The organism is Lentzea sp. NPDC003310, assembly GCF_040610935.1.
Taxonomy (GTDB): domain Bacteria; phylum Actinomycetota; class Actinomycetes; order Mycobacteriales; family Pseudonocardiaceae; genus Lentzea.
Genome location: NZ_JBEXNC010000004.1, coordinates 235,037 through 252,734, shown reverse-complemented (window position 1 = coordinate 252,734; position 17,698 = coordinate 235,037). Strand labels below are relative to the sequence as shown.

Genomic DNA, 17,698 nt, shown 5'->3' with positions numbered 1-17,698 from the left:
CCCCGCGTCATCGAGCATCGTCATGATGGCCGGTACGTCGGCAGGACCGCCCCGCGTGATCTCCATGCGTCTACAGGTACTTCTTGAGCTCCCGCTTGGCCAGCGACATGCGGTGGACCTCGTCGGGTCCGTCGGCCAGGCGCAGGGTGCGGGTGGCGGCCCACAGCTCGGCGAGCGGGAAGTCCTGGCTGACGCCGGCGCCGCCGTGGGCCTGGATGGCCTTGTCGAGGACCCATTCGGTCATCGAGGGGACGCCGATCTTGATGGCCTGGATCTCGGTGTGGGCGCCCTTGTTGCCGACGGTGTCCATGAGCCAGGCGGTCTTGAGCACGAGCAGGCGGGCCTGTTCGATGCGGACGCGGGACTCGGCGATCCACTCGTGCACCACGCCCTGGGTGGCGATGGGCCTGCCGAACGCCACGCGGGACAGGGCGCGGCGGCACATGAGCTCGAGGGCGCGTTCGGCCATGCCGATCAGGCGCATGCAGTGGTGGATGCGGCCGGGACCGAGGCGGGCCTGGGCGATGGCGAAGCCCTCTCCCTCACCGGAGATGAGGTTGGCGGCGGGGACGCGGACGTTGTCGAACTCGATCTCGGCGTGGCCGCCGTGGGCGTGGTCGCCGTAGCCGAAGACGTGCATCGCGCGCTTCACGGTGACGCCGGGGGTGTCGCGCGGGACGAGGATCATGGCCTGCTGGCGGTGGCGTTCGGCGTCGGGGTCGGTCTTGCCCATGACGATGAAGATGGCGCAGTTGGGGTTCATGGCGCCCGAGGACCACCACTTGCGGCCGTTGATGACGTAGTCGTCGCCGTCGCGTTCGATGCGGGTCGCGATGTTGGTGGCGTCGGAAGAGGCGACGTCGGGTTCGGTCATGCAGAACGCGGAGCGGATCTCGCCGTCGAGCAGGGGCTGCAGCCACTGCTTCTTCTGCTCGTCGGTGCCGAACATGGCGAGGACTTCCATGTTGCCGGTGTCCGGGGCGGCGCAGTTGAGCGCCTCGGGGGCGAGGTGGGGGCTGCGGCCGGTGATCTCCGCGAGCGGCGCGTACTGCAGGTTCGTCAGGCCGGCGCCGTGCTCGGCGTCGGGCAGGAAGAGGTTCCACAGGCCCTGGCGGCGGGCCTCGGCCTTGAGCTCCTCCAGGACCGGCTGGCGTTCCCACGGGTCGGCGGCGTCGTGCAGCTGCTGTTCGAGGACCGCTTCGGCCGGGTAGACGTGGGAGTCCATGAACGCGAGGAGCTTGGCGCGCAGTTCCTCGGTCTTGGCGTCGTAGGCGAAGTCCATTAGAGCTCCTTGTGGGCGGCGGCGAGTCCTTGGCGGACGAGGGGGACGGTGAACGCGCCGAGCTTGTCGAAGCCGGCGCCGACGGTCTTGCCGCTGGCGAACCGGAAGTGGATGCCCTCGACGATGACGGCGAGCTTGAAGTAGCCGAAGGCGATGTACCAGCCCAGGCCGGAGTTGTCGGTGCCGGTGCGGGCGGTGTAGCGGGCGACGAGCTCGTCGGCGGTGAGGAACCCGGGCAGCGAGGTGACGCCGCCGGTGATGGGGTCGTTGTCGGCGCCCAGGCCCGCCCAGTAGACGTAGAGCAGGCCGAGGTCGGCGAGCGGGTCGCCGAGGGTGGCCATCTCCCAGTCCAGGACGGCGCTGATGGCGAGCGGGTCCTGGGTGACCAGGGCGTTGTCGAGGCGGTAGTCGCCGTGGATGATCGTCGCGCGCGGGGAGGCGGGGACGGTGCCGGCGAGCTTGTCGCGCAGTTCGTCGATGCCGGGCAGGTCGCGGCTGCGGGAGGCGTCGAGCTGCTTGCCCCAGCGGGTGACCTGGCGGGTGAGGAACCCGTCGGGACGGCCGAAGTCCTCCAGGCCCACGGCGGCGGGGTCGACGGAGTGCAGGTCGGCGAGCACGTCGACAAGCCGCTGCGACAGCACGCGGGCGTCGTCGGCGGTGAGCCACGGGCACTGGGAGCGTTCGCGCAGCGCGGCGCCGGGCATCTCGTCCATGAGGTAGAACGGCGCGCCGATGACCGACGGGTCCTCGACGAGCCGGTGGGTGCCGGGCACGGGCACGGCGGTATCGGCGAGAGCGGAGATCACGCGGAACTCGCGGGCCATGTCGTGGGCGGTGGCGAGCACGTGGCCCAGCGGCGGGCGGCGCAGCACCCAGGTGCGGGTGCCGTCGCCGACGCGGTAGGTGAGGTTGGAGCGGCCGCCGCGGAACAGCTCGCCCGTCAGGGGGCCCGTGCCCAGGTGTGTGGCCAGTGCCTGCAGGTCGAGGCCGGGAAGGTCGGTCACAGGTTCACTCCGAGGGTGGCGAGGTGGGCGCGGGTGGCGTCGGCGCTGGTGTGGCGGAAGGCGTGCATGCCGACGGCCTGGGCCGCTTCGACGTTGACGGGCGCGTCGTCGAAGAACACCGAGCGCCCGGCGGGGACGCCGGTCTGGGCGAGGGTGTGGTGGTAGATGCGCTCGTCGGGTTTGCGCAGGCCGACGCGGCCGCTGATGACGATGGTGTCGAACAGCTCCAGCAGCAGGTCCTTGGGGTAGCCCTCGCCCCAGCTGTTGGACAGCAGCGCGGTGTGCAGGCCGGCGGCGCGGGCCTTGCGGACGAGCTCGACCATGGCGGGGTCGGGGGTGGCGCCGCCGAACATGCGGCGCAGCAGCCCGTTCTCGTCGATCTTGGCGCCGGTGGTGGTGATGAGCTCGGCGGCGAGCAGGCGTTCGAACTCCGGCACGGTCAGCTCGCCGGTCTCCAGGCGGAACACGGGGTTGCCGGGCTGGGCCTCGCGGCCGAGCCAGTCGCGCATGATGCGGCCGTAGACGTCGCGGTCGATGGCCTCGGCGTGCAGCCAGGCGCCGACGAACTCGGGCACGGAGACGGTCAGCACGCCGCCCCAGTCGAAGATCAGCGCGTCGACGAGGGGCTGCGGCGGAAGCGTTGTGTCACCCACGGCACGGAGGGTACCGACCGGTCGGTATGTCGGCAACCGGTGAGCGGCGCCGTCAACTTTCGGACGACCGCACCAGTCCTCTTTATCTGGTTTCCGCGCTTCGCCCGCCTCGCTACGTTCGACCCCGAAGGGGATTCACCCGCCAGCGTGAACTCTTGGGGGTCGACGTGAGGAAACTGATGGTGGCGGCCTTGGCCGCCGTGACGGCCTGCGCGGTGGCGGTCAGCCCCGCGTCCGCCGCGGGCGACGGCGCGGTCGTGCGCACCGACAAGGGCGCCGTGCGCGGAACGGTGACGAGCCAGGTGCGCACGTTCGGGAACATCCCGTTCGCCGCCCCGCCGGTCGGCGAGAACCGGTGGCGCGACCCGCGGCCGGTCACCCCGTGGCACGGCGTGCGCGACGCGACCGTGCCCGCGCCCTACTGCGCGCAGAACGCCCAGCTCGGCCAGCCCTCCTCCCAGGTCGAGGACTGCCTCTACCTCAACGTCACCACCCCCGCGGGCCGCTCGGCGAAGCCCCGGCCGGTGATGGTGTGGATCCACGGCGGCGGCTTCACCACCGGCGCCGCCTCCATGTACGACGCCACCTGGCTCGCCGCGAAGAACGACGTCGTCGTGGTGACGGTGAACTACCGGCTCGGCGTGTTCGGGTTCCTCGGCCACCCCGGCCTGCCCGGCTCCGGCACCTTCGGTCTCGCCGACCAGCAGGCCGCGCTGCGCTGGGTGCAGCGCAACGCCCGCGCGTTCGGCGGCGACGCCCGCAACGTGACCGTGTTCGGCGAGTCCGCGGGCGGCCTGAGCGTCTGCGCCCAGCTCGCCTCCCCCCGCGCCGCCGGCCTGTTCGCCAAGGCGATCATCCAGTCCGGGCCGTGCGGGCTGAGCCTGCCCTCCTTCACCACCCCCGGCGAGTTCACCGGCGTGTGGCGCTCGCGGGCCGACACCGAGAAGGCCGGCACCGGCCTGCTGGGCTGCGCCGACGTGACGTGCCTGCGCGGCAAGCCCGTCGCCGACCTGCTCACCGTCCAGGACCTGTTCGCCTCCCCGTCCTACGACACCGCGATCCTGCCCACCGACCCCGCCACCGCCCAGCGCACCGGCGCCATCACGCGCGTCCCGACCCTCGTGGGCACCACCCACGACGAGATGACCCTGTTCGCGCCGCTGTTCTGGCCCCAGCCCATCCCGGAGGCCGCCTACCCCGACCAGCTGTCGTGGCTGTTCGGCGCGAACGCCGCCAAGGTCGCCGCCCGCTACCCCGTCAACGGCAACGACGACGCCCGCGACGAGATCGCCCACCTGCTCACCGACCGGTCCTGGGCCTGCACCACCCAGACCACCCGCCGCGAACTCGGCCGGCACACGCGGGTCTTCGGCTACGAGTTCGCCGACCCCGACGTGCCGATGATCTTCCCCGGCCTGCCGCCGTTCCCCGAGTTCGGCGCCTACCACGGCTCCGAGCTGCTCATGCTGTTCGACCTCGGCCAGACCCTCACCCCGGCCCAGCGCCACGTCTCCGACCGCATGATCTCCGCCTGGGGCCGCTTCGCCCGCACCGGCGACCCCGGCTGGCGCGCCGACGTGCAGTCCTTCGCCCCCGGCGCCATCGGCGGCACCGACTTCGCCCGAGACCACCAGTGCGGGTTCTGGTCGTCCATCCTGTAGGGCGTGCCCGGATACCGCGACCTCGCCCGTGACGCCGAGTTCCGCGCACTGCTCGTCGCCCACGTCGTCTCGGTGGCCGGGGACCAGTTCGCCAGGGTCGCGCTCACCGTCCACGTCTTCGACCGCACCGCCAGCACCGGACTCACCGCGCTCACCTACGCGCTGACGTTCCTGCCCGACCTGCTCGGCGGGCCCCTGCTCTCGGGGCTCGCCGACCGGTTCGCCCGCAAGGACGTCATGGTCGCCGCCGACCTCGTCCGCGGCGCCCTGCTGCTGCTCATGGCCGTACCCGGCCTGCCGCTGTGGCTGCTCGCCTCACTGCTGGTGCTCGTCCAGCTCGCCGGCGCACCCCACGGAGCGGCCCGCGCCGCGCTGCTGCCGCAGATCCTGCCCGACCAGCGCTACCCGATGGGCCAGGCCGTCCTGAGCACCGTCACCCAGGCCGCCCAGGTCGCCGGGTTCGTCGGCGGCGGCGCACTCGTCGCACTCGCCGGCCCCGCCCTGGTCCTCGTCGCCGACGCCACCACGTTCCTCGTCGCGGCGTTCCTCACCGGCGTCCACCTGCTCGACCGGCCCGCACCGGCCGGCCCGCACGTCCGGGCCTGGCCCGCCGACCTCGCCGGCGGAGCACGACTGGTCTGGCGCGACCGCCACCTGCGCGCCCTGCTCGCCCTCGCCTGCGTGTCCGGGTTCTACATCGCAGGCGAAGCACTCGCCGCCCCCTACTCGGCCCAGCTCGGAGCCGGACCCGCCGGAGTCGGCGCGATCTTCGGCGCCTACGCCGCCGGCGCCGCCCTCGGCATGCTGCTCGTCGCCCGCCTCGACGAACACCGCCAGCTGCGCCTCATGCCGTGGCTCGCCATCGCCGCCTGCGCCGTGCTCGTCCCGGCCGCGTTGCGGCCGGGCCTGGCCGTCAGTGTCGGGTTGTTCGCGCTGTCCGGAGCGGCCAGTGCCTACCACCTGGTCGCGAACACGAGATTCGTGCGCGCGGTCCCGGACTCCTCGCGCGGGCAGGCGTTCGGTCTCGCCGTCACCGCCCTGAGGGTGTCCCAAGGCGCAGGAGTGGCCCTGGCGGGCGTGGCGGCGGAACGCATCGCCGTGCACCTCGTCGTCGCCGCCGCCGGAGCACTGGGCGTGCTCGCGGCAGGCGGTGCGGCGATCTTCTGGTGGGTCAGCGGGTCTCGCCCGAACGCCAGTCGTTGGGGCGCTGCCAGTCGTTCGGACGCTGCCAGTCGTTCGGACGGACGGGACGCGGGGAACCAGAACGAACGATCATGACGAATCTCCTCTGAAAAAGGGTGCGAGAAATCGTGAGTACTACTCAGGGTGAGGTCCCCCACATGGAGCCACGACTTTGAGTTACCCGGTAGCTACAGTTGTTTCTTCCTGACGGTGGTGTGGGGGTGGCAGCGTGCCTTGGCTCGACCCGCGCCGATGGAGGTTATGGTCGCTTCCTCCTGTGGTGCTGGCCTATGTCGTGACGGTGGTCGTTTTGGCGTCCCTCGTCACGCTCGCCACCGCATGGCGTACCCCTGCCGAGGCCTTGACCTGGCCCTTGTTCCTGCTGCTCGCCGGCGGCGCCGTCCTGCACCTCGAAGCGGCCCAGGGCATCGAGCGGATCCGTGAGATCTCCCGCGAGGGCTCGCCGCACGCCCACATGCAGTCCGTGTGGCTGTTCGCGGGCGTGCTGGTACTACCGATGCCCCTGCTGGTCGCGCTGATCGCCATCAGCTACCTGCACGCGTGGCTTCGGGTCTACAAACGGCGGGCGGTCCTGTTCCGCAAGGTGTTCTCCGCGGCCACTGTCGTACTCGCATGCGCCGCCGCGCAACTGGTTCTTCGCATCTTTTCGAACCGGCCTCTTGACGTTGACGGACCGCTCGGGCTGCTCGCGCTCACCAGCGCCGGCCTCGTCTACTGGCTCGTCAACTACGCGCTCGTCGTCGGCGCCATCGTCATGACCAACCGCGACCAGCCCGCCCGCGCCGCCCTCGGCAACGCCTCCGACCAGCTGATCATCCTCGCCTCGATCGGCCTGGGCTCCGTCCTCGCCATCATGATGTCGAGCCGCCCCTGGCTCACGCCGCTGCTGCTGCTCACCGTCCTGGCCCTGCACATGGGCCTGCTGCTGCCGCAGTTCCGCGTCGCCGCCCGCACCGACTCCAAGACCGGCCTCGTCGACGCCACCTTCTGGCACGACGTCGCCGGCCGCGAGATCGAACGCGCCCGCCGCCTGCTGTCCACCGTCGGCGTGCTCATCCTCGACCTCGACCACTTCAAGCAGATCAACGACACCTACGGCCACCTCGCCGGCGACAAGGTCCTGCGCGCCGTCGCCGACGCCCTCAAACACTCCGTGCGCTCCTACGACCTCGTCGGCCGCTTCGGCGGCGAGGAGTTCGCCGTCCTGCTGCCCGGCGTCAGCACCGACGAGGTCCGCGCCACCGCCGAACGCATCCGCTTCGAGATCGCGAGCCTGCACATCGTCGCCGTCGACCGCCTCGGCCGCGAACAGGTCGTCTCCGGCCTCACCGCCTCCGTCGGCGCCGCCGTCTTCCCCGACAGCGCCAAAGACCTCTCACCGCTGCTGCTCGCCGCCGACGAAGCCCTCTACCAGGCCAAGAACAACGGCCGCGACCGCGTCGCCACCGCCGCGGCCGCCCGCTAGACCGCAGCGCCACCGCCAGACGTGTCCTGACCGCGCGCCCACACCGGACCGGCCCCAGCCGCGTGCCGACCCCGGCTCACGCCCCCAGGAACGCCTCCACCCGCCCCGCCACCGCGACCGGGTCCTCCACCCACGGGTAGTGCCCCACACCCTCGTGCACCACCAGCGTCACGTCCGGGAACAACTCCGCCAGCTGCACACACCGCCGCACCGGCGAGATCGGGTCCTCCGAACACGCGTACACCAGCACCGGCCGGTCGAACTCCTGCAACGCCCTCCGCAACACCCCCGGCACGAACGCCCCCTCGGCGTTGTAGCCCAGCGCCACCGGGTACTTCCACTGCCCCAGCTCCGCCTCCGCGTGCGCCCGCGTCGTCTCGTCCCACCGCGCGTACAGCAACGGCGACGCCGCCACCCGGTTCTCCACCGACACGTCCCCCTCGGCGGTGCGGTCCAACGCCGCCGTCGCCGCCTCGAACCACGGCTCGCCCTCCCGCGCCGCCAGGAACTCGTCCCAGTCGCTCTGCTCCGGCGACAACCCCACACTCCGCAACGCCGGCGTCAGCAACACGAGCTTGCCCACGTGGGCCGGGAAGTCCGCGGCATAGCCCATCGCGATCCCGGCACCGGCCGAGTGCCCCAGCACGTCCACCACCGCGAGCCCCAGGTGCCGGCGCAGCATCTCCACGTCCCGCACCAGCATGTCCCGCCGGTACGTGAACGGATCCGCCGGCTCGTCCGACTCCCCCGTACCCCGGTTGTCCAGCACCACCAACCGCCGCGACGCGTCCAAACCGCCCAGCGTCCCCAGGTACTCCGAAGCCCGGCCGGGACCACCGGCCAGCACCACCAGCGGACTGCCCTCACCGACCTCCCGGTAGGCGAGCTGCGTGCCGTCGAACGAGGTGAACCGTGCCATGCTGCTCATCATGCCGAAGATCGCCACGGCCGACCGAGTCGACCGGCCGCAGCTGCTCGAGTTCCTGCGCCCCCGCCACCACGGCCTCCTCATCACCCGCCGCGCCAGTACCGACGGCGTGCAGGTCTCCCCCGTCTCCTGCGGCGTCGACACCGAAGGCCGCATCGTCGTCGCCACCTACCCCCAGCGCGCCAAGGTCCGCAACGCCCGCCGCACCCCCGCCGTCACCATGTGCGTGCTCTCCGACGACTGGGACGGCCCCTACGTCCAGATCGACGGCACCGCCGAGGTCCTCGACCTCCCCGACGCCCTCGACGACTTCGTCGACTACTACCGCTGCATCGCGGGCGAACACCCCGACTGGGACGAGTACCGCGCCGCCATGCTCCGCCAGGGCAAAGCCCTCCTCCGCATCACCATCGACAGCTGGGGCCCCATCGCCACCGGCGGCTTCCCACCCGAACTGGACGCCTGAGCCCCGTGAAGCTCTGGATGAAGATCGTCCTGTGGGTCTACGTCGCCTTCAACGCCCTGCAGGCCGTCGTCCTCACGATCAGCCCCGAACTCACCGACCGCGCCTACCTCGGCGGCGAGATGACCCCCACCCGCGCCTTCCAGTGGTACGCCGTCGCCGGCTACCACGTCCTGATCATCGCCGTCACGATCATCGCGATGGGACTGTCCAGGGCCGCCGACCGTCGCAAGATCATCCTCGTCAACGCGCTGATGTACCTGTTCTGGGACGCCGGCTCCCAGCTCGCCCACTGGGGCCGCGAGATCGGCATGGCCACGTCCGGCCTGCTGATCAACTCCGGCGTCAGCATCGCCACCGGCCTGATCCTGCTCGCCGTGGCACTCCTCGACCGCGACCCCGCTAGCTAGCCCAGTTCCCGCCCCAGCCCGCCGGCTTCTCCAGCAGCACACACGAACCGCCGTGCGGGCCCTCGATCGACGCCACCACGCCCGTCGGCACGGTCGTGGGCTCCAGCAGCACACGACCGTCCCACTCGGACACCCGCGCACACACCGCGGCGATGTCGTCCACCGCGAAGTACACCTGCCATCCCTCCGCCCGTGACGTCGTCAACCGCCCCGCCACCGCACGAGGATCCCCGTGCCGCGAGGACGTGAACACCACGAAGTCATCACCCTCGGCCCGCGACTCCCAGCCGAGCTCCCCCAGCCAGTACCCGTCCTCCGGCGAGCCCGTCATCAACTCCACCCAGCACGGCTCACCCGCACGAGGAGCCGGCGCCCACGGACCGTGCAACACCCGCCCGGAGTCCACAGAGGAATTACCCCGCAACTCCCGCGCCCCGTCCCCACCGAAGAACACCCGCCAGCCCTGATCGCCCGCAACGACGTGCGCCGCCAGCCGATCCCCCACGAAACCCGAGAACGACCCACCCGGCTCCGCGATCACCGTCCACCCCAGCACCCCGGCCAGGAAATCCACCGACGCCTCAGGCTCGGCAACACTCAACTCGAGACGACGAACACCACAAGACGACACAGGCATCCCATCAGGCGGGGATCAGGAGCGCGCCCCATCCTCTGCTCCGACCACCTGAGACGACAATGCGCCATTCGGCGGCATGCGCTCCGCACCCACCACGTCACGCAACGGCACCGGCCTGCCCAGGTGGAAACCCTGACCCACCCGCACACCCAGCTTCCGCAAAGCGTCCACCTGCGACGGACGCTCCACCCACTCCGCCACCGACGACAACCCCAGCCCGTTCGCGATCTGCACGATCCCCGACACCAGCACCGCGTCCGCCTCGCTGGTCTCGATCCCCTTCACGAACTCGCCATCGATCTTGATCCCCGTGATCGGCAAGTGCTTCAGGTGCACGAACGACCCGAACCCCGACCCGAAGTCGTCCAACGTGATCCGGCACCCGAACCCCCGCAGCTGCGTCGCCAACGCCACCGCCGCGTCCAGGTTCGTCACCGCCGCCGTCTCCGTGATCTCCAACCCCAACCGGCCCGGCGCCACCCCCGCCGACCCCAACCGGTCCAGCACGAACCCACCGAAGTCCGGATCCTCCAACGTCCGCCCCGACACGTTCACGTTGAACCGCAACCGCGGATCCGGCTGCTCCACCAACGCGTCGATCGCCGTCGACAACACCCACCGGTCCACGTCCAGGATCAGGTTCGACCGCTCCGCCACCGGCAGGAAGTCCGCCGGCCCCAGGTACGGCTCCTGCCCGTCCTCCAGCCGCAGCAACAACTCGTGCCCCAGCACCGTGCCGTCGAACAGGTCCACCATCGGCATCCCGTACAACGCCAGACCACCACCCGCGAGCGCCGCCCGCAGCCGGTCCAGCACACTCACCCGCTTCACCGTGTCCGCGTAGTGGTTCGGCTCGTACACCGTCACCCGGTCCCGGCCCGCCGCCTTCGACGCGTACAACGCCAGATCCGCGTTCGCCAGCACCAGCTCCCACGAGTCACCCGGACCGAACTCCGCCAGCCCCGTCGACACCGTGATCCGCGCCGGCGTCCCGATCCCCGCCAGCGGAAAACCCGCCACCGCGTCCCGCAACCCGTCCGCCACCAGCGACGCGTCCTTCGGCGACGCCCCCGGCAACACCACCGCGAACTCGTCACCACCCAGACGAGCGATCAACCTGTCACCCAGACGAGACTGCAACGCCGACGCCAGCATCCGCATCACCCGGTCACCCACCGCATGACCACGCAGATCGTTGACGTCCTTGAAGTTGTCCAGATCCAGCACCAGCAACGCACCCGAACCGTTGTTCGCCAGCTCCTGCTCCAGAGCCCGCGTCAACGCACGCCGGTTCGGCAACCCCGTCAACGGGTCCTGCTCCGCCATCCTCACCAGCTCGTCGTGCACCCGACTCGACTGCGTGACGTCATGCGCCGTACCCAAAGCCCGCAACGGCGTCCCGTCGTCCCCCACGACGACCTCACCGAAGCACTCGAACACCCGCTCCTTGCCGTCCGGCCGCAACATCCGGTGCGTGTACGTGAACACCGACCCCGTCTTCAGAGCCGTGTCCAGCGTCTCCTCGATCATCGGCAGGTCGTCCGGGTGCACCAGCTGCGAATACAGCTCGAAGTCGAACGCCGTCCCCGGCGCGAACCCGAACATCTCCAGCAACGTGTCCGACCACGTCACCCGGTCCTCGCGGATCGACCACTCCCACGTGCCCATGCGCCCCAGCGCCTGCGCCCGCCGCAACGCGTCCGCCTCCTGCGTCACCGTCAACTCACGATCACGCCACGCCGACACGTCCACGACCTCGTACATCAGGTCGTCACCCAGCTTCGAGCACCGCACCTCGAGCCACTTCGGACCCGGCACCAGCACTTCCCGCACCGGAGCCGGCACCTCCGGCACCCCCGGCAGCAACGCGGGCAACGACCGCCCGTACGCCTGCTCGACCGGAACCCCCAGCACAGCACCCAGCGCGCGGTTGCACCACAACAGGTTCCCGCGCGCATCCGTCACGGCATAGCCGACACCCGCCCGGTCCAGCACCGTGCGGCAGTAGGAGGTCACGCGCGTCATGATCGTCCGATCACCGGACGTAAGCAACCCGCTACGCCGGTCAGTTCGCTGTTGTGCGAACGGCTATCTCAGCCGCTCCAAACCCTTCGCCGACTCCACCAGCTCCGCCGCCAGCTTCCTCAGCTCCTCGTTCTCCGCCCCGTCCTGCGCCGCCGTCACCACGTCCTCCGCGGCACACCGCAGCTGGAACAACCTGTCCTGCAGATCCGCCAGCTCCGCGGTGCTCAGCACCACCGCGTCCTCCGGCAGACCACCGCGCTGCAACGCCGCCCTGCGCTCGTACGCGCGCTGACGACACGGCTGCGCGCAGTACCGCCGCGGCCGGCCGATCCGCCCGCTCCCGGGCAACCGCCTCCCGCACCACGCGCAGTGCCTGGGCTCATCCGCCTCCGTGGAGCGCTCCATGGCGCGCGACGGTAGCGAATGGTGGCGGGTGGTCTCCAGCGACGCGCCAGAAAGCCCGACCTTCGTAGGGAACCGGACAGTACCCGGCGGGCCGTTGGTGTCGTTTTCGGGTCGCTGTTGATCAACTTCCGTTGCTTCTCGCCTGTCGCGTTGTGGTTCGGACGGGCAGTTTGTTGGAGTCGACAGGCCGAGAGGTCTGATTTCAGGCGACACTGAAGCAATAGAGAAAAAGAAGAAAGTGTGGCGCCACTCACCGTCCACCCCCGAGCCACCACCGGAAGGCAGACTGACCACCCGTGACCCACCCCTACCTCGCAGGCCCGCGCCCCCGCGCCTTCGCCCACCGCGGCTGGCACGTCGACGACCTCGCCGGCATGGAGAACTCCCTGAGCTCCTTCCGCCGGGCCGTGCAGGAGGGCTACCACTACATCGAGACCGACGTCCACGCCACCGCCGACGGCGAGGTCGTCGTCCACCACGACCACACCCTCGACCGCACCACCGACGCCCAGGGCGTCGTCTCCACCCTCCCCTGGACCGAAGTCCGCCACGCCCGCGTCGCCGGCCGCGAACCCATCGCCCGCCTCGCCGACGTCCTCGAAGAGCTCCCCGACACCTTCTTCAACATCGACGTCAAAGCCGAGAACGCCGTCGAACCCATCATCACCCTGCTCCGCAAGACGAACGCGCTGCACCGCGTCTGCCTCGCCAGCTTCTCCGACGCCCGCCTCGCCCGCCTGCGCCGCCTCGCCGGACCCGCACTGCTCACGTCGATGGGCCCCCGCTCCGCCGGAGCCCTCTGGGCCGCCCGCCGCCTCCCCCTCGCCGGCGCCGCCGTCCGCGGCCAGATCGCCCAGGTCCCCGTCAGCCAGGGACGCCTGCACATCGTCGACCGCCGCTTCGTCCAGGCCGCCCACCGCCGCTCGCTCGAGGTGCACGTCTGGACCATCGACGACGAGGCCGACATGCGCGCCCTGCTCGACCTCGGCGTCGACGGACTCGTCACCGACCGGCCCGACGTCCTGCGCGAAGTTCTCCAGTCCCGCAACAGCTGGTAACAGGTTGGGCAGCCGGACGATCACCGCGTCGGCGGACAAGTACAGTCCGCCGACATGAAGGTCCAGGGCGACGACGCCGCCGACGCCAACCCCACCAGCCGCCGCAAAGAACAACGCGGCTGGGTCTGGTACGACGTGGCGAACTCCGTGTTCCCCACGTCCGTGATCACCGTCTTCCTCTCGCTGTACCTCACGAGCATCGCGACCAACGCGGCCAAGGCCGACACCGCGCTCAACGGGGCCAACCCCTGCGCGAACGACAACGCCTTCGCCAACTGCGACGTCACGATCCTCGGCCTGCAGTTCCCCTCCGGCTCGCTGTGGGGCTACCTGCTCTCCATCGCCACCGTGGTCCAGGTGATCGTGCTGCCCGTCATGGGCGCCATCGCCGACCGCACCCAGAACAAGAAGAAGATGCTCGGCTTCTTCGCCTTCACCGGCTCCGCGGCCACCATCGCGCTCGCCGCCGTCGAAGGCACCAACTGGAAGCTCGGCGTCGGACTCTTCATCATCGCCAACATCTGCTACGGCTCCAGCGTCGTCGTCTACTACGCCTTCCTGCCCGAGATCGCCACCCCCGACGAACGCGACGCCGTCTCGAGCCGCGGCTGGGCCTTCGGCTACCTCGGCGGCGGCGTCGCCCTCGCCATCCAGCTCGGCATCACCCTTTCCGCCGACGCCCTCGGCATCACCTCCGGAGACGCCGCCCGCATCGCGTTCGTCATCTCCGGCGTCTGGTGGGCAGCCTTCACGATCATCCCGCTGCGCGCCCTCACCGAGCACCAGCGCCCGCACGGCGGCGAGCACGGCGCGTCCGTCATCTCCGCCGGCTTCAAGGAACTCGGCACCACCCTGAGGCAGGCCAAGGCCTTCCCGCTCACGCTCGCGTTCCTCGGCACCTACCTGATCTACACCGACGGCATCGCCACCGTCGCCAACGTCAGCGCCCAGTACGGCAGCGTCGAGCTCAAGTTCGAGCAGCAGACGCTGATCACGGTGATCCTCATCGTCCAGTTCGTCGCCTTCATCGGCGGCGTCCTGCACGGCTACGTCGCCAAGCGCGTCGGCGCCAAGAAGACGATCCTGGGCTCCCTGCTCGTGTGGATCGTCGTGATCACCGCGGCGTTCTTCGTCCAGGCGGGCGACGAGATGCAGTTCTACCTCGTCGCGGCCGGCATCGGCATCGTGCTCGGCGGCACCAACGCGTTGTCCCGCAGTCTCTTCAGCCAGATGGTCCCGCCCGGACGCGAAGCCCAGTACTTCTCGCTCTACGAGGTCGGCGAGCGCTCCACCAGCTGGCTCGGCCCGCTGGTGTTCGCGGGCGTCGGCCAGGCCACCGGCAGCCTGCGGCCCGCCATCCTCGCCCTGATCATCTTCTTCGTGGCGGGCTTCGTCCTGCTGATCTTCGTGCCCGTCCGCCGCGCCATCAAGGCCGTGGGCAACGAGGAACCCGCCCTCGTCTAGCCGATCTGCGGCGCCGCTTTCGGGCGGCGCCGCACCGGAGCGACGACCGCGAGCGCGAGCAGCACCACCAGCACCGTCCCCGACGCGACGAGCTGGTCCCACACGAGCAGCATGAACACCAGCGGCGCCAGCTGCAGCCCGGCGAACCACGACAGCGCACGCCCGAACACCGCGTCACCGCGCACGAACGCGAACACCCGCGCGCCCACCGTGACCAGTGCGAGCAGCAACAACCCCTCGCTCGCGGCGATCCCGCCGACGACACCGAGCACCACCGCTCCCCCGCCCCACCACAGCAGCCTGCGCGCCGGCGGCACCGGCGCCTCGCGGTGGAAACCCAGGCACAGGCACGCGAACGTCAGCAGCGACGGCAACTGGAACACCGTCCACATCAGCGCCGCGGGCCCCGGCTGCACCAGCGCGGTCACCGACAACAACGCCGGAGCCGCCGCCGCGACCTTCGCGAGCGTCCGCCGCCCGCTCAGCAGCGCCGGGAACGCCACGAGCGGCCCCAGGTCCAGCAGCCGCCACCACGTCAGGTCCGCGAAGTACGGGCCACCGAACAACGTGAAGATCTGCACGGCGCTCGCCGTCGTGTGGTAGATCCCCAGCAACAACCCGAGCATCCCCAGCGCCCGCACGATCTCGCCGCGCCACACGACCTTCGCCGGCACGCTCGGGAAGGCCGCCCCCGCCGCCAGGTGTGTCCGCACGGCGAGCCCGAGCACCGCCCCCGTCTCCCCCCACCCCGGCCAGCTGTGCTCGAGGTCGAGGTCGTCGTCGCGCTCGGCCAGGAAGATCCCGACCATCTCCTCCTCGCGGTCCCGCCGGTACCACGCCGGCAGGACCTTCAGCAGCGCGCGGTACCGGCGCTCCAGGTTCCTCATGCCCGACCCGCCCACGCCTGGACACCCCTTCCCCTCAGCACCGCGCTCGCCGCCCGCACGTTGGCGCTCAGCCGCGCGACCTCCGCCTGCAACGCCCGCACGCCGGAGTCGGTGAGCTTGTAGTAGCGCCGCAGCCGGCCCTGGTGGACCTCCTCGCGGTCGCGCTCGGCGTGCCCGTCCGCCACCAACCTGTCCAGCACGCCGTACAGCGTGCCGACGCGCAGCACCGTGCGCCCCTCGGACAGCTGCTCGACCGCCTGCACGATCGCGTAGCCGTGCAACGGCTCCTCCGCCAGTGCGGTCAGCACCAGGAACGTCTGTTCGGACATCACCCGACCACTCATGTCGCTGAATATATCGCGCCGCGAGCTATATCGGGAAGCGGAATGATTAGTGAACGCTGATTTTAGGCAACACTGAAGCTATCGAGCACTTCGAGGACGGGTTCGCCCGCAGCGACCACTCCCCTGCCCCGCCCAATGTCGGGCTCCCACACCACCACCGGGAACGCCTGCCGCGTCTCCCCCGCCCCGGATTTCCGTGAACCGACTCCCCTCCCCAGCGCGAACACCAGATGGCGCCACACCCCCGGCGCCGCCGAGGCCCCTCTCCTGCCCCGGCGGCGCCGGCCCTCAGTCCACACTGAAGTCACCGACAAACTCGAACCAAGAAGAGGTTTAGAGCACCGCCGAAGCGGCTATGTCGTCCCGAAACGGCAGGTCGCACTCGAAGGAGCCCAGCATGCCGAGGGACAGACCGCTGCGATTCCTCAAGATCGGGATCCAGGCACTAGGGTGACCCGCCGTGGACGCCCTCCCCGATCCGACAGACGCCCTTTCCGCTGTACCTGTCGCTGGTTCCCGGCGCTCGACGCCGGTGGTGGGGCACCTCAAGTTCTTCTTCGGCCCCATGGACTGCGGCAAGTCGACGCTCGCCCTGCAGATCGACCACAACAACTCCCGCCAGGGCAGGCGCGGGCTGCTGCTGGTGCGGCACGACCGGTCCGGCCGTCCGCAGATCTCCAGTCGCATCGGCATCACCCGCGAGGCGGCGGAGATCCGGGACGACGACCTGCTGAACCTGGTGCGGGCGGAGTGGGCCGAGGGCAGGCGGGTGGACTACCTGATCGTGGACGAGGCGCAGTTCCTCACCCCCGCCCAGGTGGAGCAGCTGGCGGAGCTCGCGGACGACGTCCAGGTCGACGTCTACTGCTTCGGGCTCGCCACGGACTTCCGCGGCGAGATGTTCCCCGGCTCGCAGCGGCTGTTCGAACTCGCGGACGAGCTGAAGGCGATCCAGGTCGAGGTGTTGTGCTGGTGCGGGGTGCCGGGACGGTTCAACGCGCGGGTGCGGGCCGGGCAGGTGATCCGGGCCGGCGACACGGTGCTCGTGGCCGACACGGCGACGGACACGGAACAGCACCGATCGGGTACAGAGAGCAACGATGTAACCGACGCCACGGAAACTACTGTCCGCTACCAAGTCCTCTGTCGGCGTCACTTTAGGTTGGGCGACCTGGGCCCTGACGTCGCACAAAGTGGTCAGCTTCGGTTGGCATAGTCGACTACCCACGGCCGCCACTGGGCCATTAGAGTGATGCATGAGCGCAGGAGCTTGATAACGCGTCACGATCCTGTGGCGATCGCATCCATTAGTAGGAAGCCTTCGTTGACGAGTGAACGACGTCACTGTGGGCGACCATGAGAGCGAACCGGAAACAAACGGAGCAATCCGGGCGTTGCACACGGTGAGCAAGAAGCCTGGGCCCCGGCCCTGAGCCGAGCGAAAGGACACCGCCATGGCCGACCGCGTTTTGCGTGGAAGCCGGCTCGGAGCAGTCAGCTACGAGACCGACCGCAACCACGATCTCGCTCCGCGCCGGGCAGCGCGGTACGCCTGCCCGAAGGGACACGACTTCGAGGTCCCGTTCTCCGACGACGCCGAGTTGCCGCCGACCTGGGAATGCCGCCTCCACGGCACCGAGTCGAAGATCATCGACGGTGTCGAGCCGGAGGTGAAGAAGATCAAGCCGCCGCGCACGCACTGGGACATGCTCCTGGAGCGCCGGTCGATCCCCGAGCTCGAGGAGCTGCTCGACGAGCGCCTCGAAGAGCTGCGCGGACGCCGTACCCGCACGGCCTGATCCGGACCTG

18 protein-coding genes are annotated in these 17,698 nt (G+C 70.3%); 9 read left to right on the top strand and 9 right to left on the bottom strand.

From position 1 onward, the window contains the following. Nucleotides 1–70 precede the first annotated feature (70 nt). From ABZX02_RS08745 to ABZX02_RS08735, 3 genes are read right to left on the bottom strand one after another with little or no spacing between them, the layout of a single operon-like run. A complete protein-coding gene (locus ABZX02_RS08745) occupies nucleotides 71–1,282 on the bottom strand; it encodes an acyl-CoA dehydrogenase family protein (protein ID WP_355296239.1) in 1,212 nt (403 codons plus the stop codon). Next, nucleotides 1,282–2,286 (bottom strand): phosphotransferase family protein, encoded by a 1,005-nt coding sequence (locus ABZX02_RS08740; protein ID WP_355296237.1) that lies wholly within the window; start codon nucleotides 2,284–2,286, stop codon nucleotides 1,282–1,284. Before ABZX02_RS08740 ends, ABZX02_RS08745 begins: the two co-directional genes overlap by 1 nt. Further along, entirely contained in the window at nucleotides 2,283–2,939 is a 657-nt protein-coding gene (locus tag ABZX02_RS08735; RefSeq protein WP_355296236.1) for an HAD family phosphatase, read from the bottom strand. The genes ABZX02_RS08740 and ABZX02_RS08735 overlap by 4 nt, the downstream gene beginning before the upstream one ends. Before the next feature lie 167 nt (nucleotides 2,940–3,106). Here ABZX02_RS08735 and ABZX02_RS08730 point away from each other — a divergent pair, with 167 nt between their 5' ends. The 3 genes from ABZX02_RS08730 to ABZX02_RS08720 all read left to right on the top strand — a co-directional run bounded on the left by ABZX02_RS08730 (nucleotide 3,107) and on the right by ABZX02_RS08720 (nucleotide 7,268). After that, nucleotides 3,107–4,600 (top strand): carboxylesterase family protein, encoded by a 1,494-nt coding sequence (locus ABZX02_RS08730; protein WP_355296234.1) that lies wholly within the window; start codon nucleotides 3,107–3,109, stop codon nucleotides 4,598–4,600. A 3-nt stretch (nucleotides 4,601–4,603) separates the two neighbouring features. Then, nucleotides 4,604–5,878, top strand: a complete 1,275-nt coding sequence (locus ABZX02_RS08725; RefSeq protein ID WP_355296232.1) for an MFS transporter — start codon at nucleotides 4,604–4,606, stop codon at nucleotides 5,876–5,878. A 199-nt stretch (nucleotides 5,879–6,077) separates the two neighbouring features. Continuing rightward, nucleotides 6,078–7,268: a GGDEF domain-containing protein gene (locus ABZX02_RS08720; RefSeq protein ID WP_355296230.1), complete on the top strand. Its 1,191-nt coding sequence runs from the start codon at nucleotides 6,078–6,080 to the stop codon at nucleotides 7,266–7,268. 76 nt (nucleotides 7,269–7,344) lie between these two features. Here ABZX02_RS08720 and ABZX02_RS08715 read toward each other — a convergent pair whose 3' ends face one another. Next, on the bottom strand, nucleotides 7,345–8,187 hold the full coding sequence (locus ABZX02_RS08715; RefSeq protein ID WP_355296229.1) for an alpha/beta hydrolase: 843 nt from the start codon (nucleotides 8,185–8,187) through the stop codon (nucleotides 7,345–7,347). A gap of 10 nt (nucleotides 8,188–8,197) precedes the next feature. Here ABZX02_RS08715 and ABZX02_RS08710 point away from each other — a divergent pair, with 10 nt between their 5' ends. Both ABZX02_RS08710 and ABZX02_RS08705 read left to right on the top strand, forming a co-directional pair. After that, complete coding sequence (locus tag ABZX02_RS08710) at nucleotides 8,198–8,662, top strand: PPOX class F420-dependent oxidoreductase (protein WP_355296730.1); 465 nt, start codon at nucleotides 8,198–8,200, stop codon at nucleotides 8,660–8,662. A gap of 17 nt (nucleotides 8,663–8,679) precedes the next feature. Further along, nucleotides 8,680–9,069: a hypothetical protein gene (locus ABZX02_RS08705; protein ID WP_355296227.1), complete on the top strand. Its 390-nt coding sequence runs from the start codon at nucleotides 8,680–8,682 to the stop codon at nucleotides 9,067–9,069. Here ABZX02_RS08705 and ABZX02_RS08700 read toward each other — a convergent pair. From ABZX02_RS08700 to ABZX02_RS08690, 3 genes are all read right to left on the bottom strand, one after another. Continuing rightward, a complete protein-coding gene (locus ABZX02_RS08700; protein WP_355296225.1) occupies nucleotides 9,062–9,706 on the bottom strand; it encodes a VOC family protein in 645 nt (214 codons plus the stop codon). The genes ABZX02_RS08705 and ABZX02_RS08700 overlap by 8 nt on opposite strands. A 15-nt stretch (nucleotides 9,707–9,721) precedes the next feature. Continuing rightward, the gene (locus ABZX02_RS08695) at nucleotides 9,722–11,722 is read right to left on the bottom strand and encodes an EAL domain-containing protein (protein ID WP_355296224.1); all 2,001 of its coding nucleotides are present in this window, start codon (nucleotides 11,720–11,722) and stop codon (nucleotides 9,722–9,724) included. Between the two features lie 72 nt (nucleotides 11,723–11,794). Then, nucleotides 11,795–12,136: a hypothetical protein gene (locus tag ABZX02_RS08690; RefSeq protein ID WP_355296223.1), complete on the bottom strand. Its 342-nt coding sequence runs from the start codon at nucleotides 12,134–12,136 to the stop codon at nucleotides 11,795–11,797. A gap of 296 nt (nucleotides 12,137–12,432) precedes the next feature. Between ABZX02_RS08690 and ABZX02_RS08685 the strand changes: the two genes are divergently transcribed. After that, nucleotides 12,433–13,194: a glycerophosphodiester phosphodiesterase family protein gene (locus ABZX02_RS08685; protein WP_355296221.1), complete on the top strand. Its 762-nt coding sequence runs from the start codon at nucleotides 12,433–12,435 to the stop codon at nucleotides 13,192–13,194. Between the two features lie 54 nt (nucleotides 13,195–13,248). Next, entirely contained in the window at nucleotides 13,249–14,658 is a 1,410-nt protein-coding gene (locus ABZX02_RS08680) for an MFS transporter (RefSeq protein WP_355296219.1), read from the top strand. On the opposite strand, the gene ABZX02_RS08675 is transcribed toward ABZX02_RS08680, so the two are convergent. Next, a complete protein-coding gene (locus tag ABZX02_RS08675) occupies nucleotides 14,655–15,545 on the bottom strand; it encodes a hypothetical protein (protein ID WP_355296217.1) in 891 nt (296 codons plus the stop codon). The genes ABZX02_RS08680 and ABZX02_RS08675 overlap by 4 nt on opposite strands. Next, nucleotides 15,542–15,889 carry a PadR family transcriptional regulator gene (locus tag ABZX02_RS08670; RefSeq protein WP_355296215.1) on the bottom strand — a complete coding sequence of 116 codons (348 nt, stop codon included), beginning with the start codon at nucleotides 15,887–15,889 and terminating at the stop codon, nucleotides 15,542–15,544. The genes ABZX02_RS08675 and ABZX02_RS08670 overlap by 4 nt, the downstream gene beginning before the upstream one ends. Before the next feature lie 460 nt (nucleotides 15,890–16,349). Between ABZX02_RS08670 and ABZX02_RS08665 the strand changes: the two genes are divergently transcribed. Beyond that, nucleotides 16,350–17,105 carry a thymidine kinase gene (locus tag ABZX02_RS08665; RefSeq protein ID WP_355296213.1) on the top strand — a complete coding sequence of 252 codons (756 nt, stop codon included), beginning with the start codon at nucleotides 16,350–16,352 and terminating at the stop codon, nucleotides 17,103–17,105. 238 nt (nucleotides 17,106–17,343) lie between these two features. Further along, on the top strand, nucleotides 17,344–17,688 hold the full coding sequence (locus tag ABZX02_RS08660; RefSeq protein ID WP_065919117.1) for an RNA polymerase-binding protein RbpA: 345 nt from the start codon (nucleotides 17,344–17,346) through the stop codon (nucleotides 17,686–17,688). Nucleotides 17,689–17,698: the final 10 nt, after the last annotated feature.